At 35.1% G+C, this 1,136-nt stretch carries 2 protein-coding genes and 1 pseudogene; 1 reads left to right on the forward strand and 2 read right to left on the reverse strand.

Annotation, left to right across the window (positions count from 1 at the left end; translation table 11 throughout):
* The coding region (locus tag DMP16_RS10095) for a DUF1404 domain-containing protein (protein WP_143577209.1) at positions 1-406 on the forward strand (406 nt) is incomplete at its 5' end.
* A 23-nt stretch (positions 407-429) separates the two neighbouring features.
* Here DMP16_RS10095 and DMP16_RS10100 read toward each other — a convergent pair.
* Complete coding sequence (locus DMP16_RS10100) at positions 430-831, reverse strand: hypothetical protein (RefSeq protein WP_069284695.1); 402 nt, start codon at positions 829-831, stop codon at positions 430-432.
* A 1-nt stretch (position 832) separates the two neighbouring features.
* Positions 833-1,136, reverse strand: a pseudogene (locus DMP16_RS10105) (hypothetical protein); the annotation flags it as partial.

The following is a 1,136-nucleotide window of genomic DNA, read 5'->3' on the forward strand; positions in this document are numbered from 1 at the left end:
TTATATAGGTTATAACTATTTCAGAGGAGGTATACCTAGCCTTATTATAGGACTAATACCCGCTATAATATGGCATGTCCCATATTTCTTTTCTTTAGGAGCCGCTTTCATACTTTATAGGGCTGTTTTAGAAATAACATTGTTTCTAGGTGGACTTTTAGCTGGTTCTTCTATTAGATACATAAGGTTCTCACTAAGGATTTCACTATTTGCCCTCTGGATGTTAGGAGATAGTGCTCTAGCTATAATATTCATAGTTTCTGATCCTATATACTCTAACGCAGAGTATAGCTTCTCTCCTTATCCACCGTCATCTTTGCCTTTAGCAGGAATTGCTATGTTTATCGCTATGAATGTATTCCTTGCGTATGTTTTGTCTAAATATATAAAAAGTTTAGTAGGGTAAAAAATAAAACTTCACTTTAGAATTTATATCGCATAAAATAGTATAGATGAAGTGCAGAATAATGAGCCAAAGAAGCCCAATGCCATTAGATATGAATAGTCCGGATCCAGAGTGCCATAAAATGCTAAACCACCCGCTGCAGCAATTCCTATGAATATCATGTTTAGAATTGAAAGCAAGTAAACACTTTTCATACCTTCTCTTACACCTTGAGCTAAAATTGCGACTCCAAAAAATGCTACAAGCATAGCCATAACTATATGGCTGGATAATATTAGAGCTTCAGAGTATTGATTCAATGGAAACTTATCATAAAATAATGTAGAAAGGCCAGCAAAGAACAATCCGCTCAATAGCACAGTTTCAACTAGAGAAATATATAGCATTAACCTGCTTGGTCTTATTCTAGCTTGAGTAACTGCCATCTTACTCTCCCCTCCTAATTGCATATATAATACATCCAGACGCAGTAATAAGTACTAAGACAAATCCCATACCCATTTCCAGTAAATATGATATATCAATTATTCCTCCAAAATAAAACGATCCTGCAAAGGCTGCAAATAATACTGACAAAACGTTAAGGAAGGAAATTATGATTATCCCCCTATCCTTATACCTCACAGCAGCTGCTAATAATCCTAAGCTTAGTAAAGCAACTAGTATAGCTCCGTATAAATGCATAATAAGAGGAACTCCTTCTAAAGGTAAGTTATATACTGCCATCAAC

This window comes from Sulfolobus sp. B1 (assembly GCF_007050195.1).
Lineage (GTDB): Archaea > Thermoproteota > Thermoprotei_A > Sulfolobales > Sulfolobaceae > Saccharolobus.

Bases quoted from the DNA above. Each gene is read 5' to 3' on its own strand.
- DMP16_RS10100 (WP_069284695.1), bottom strand. From the start codon at position 831: ATGGCAGTTACTCAAGCTAGAATAAGACCAAGCAGGTTAATGCTATAT.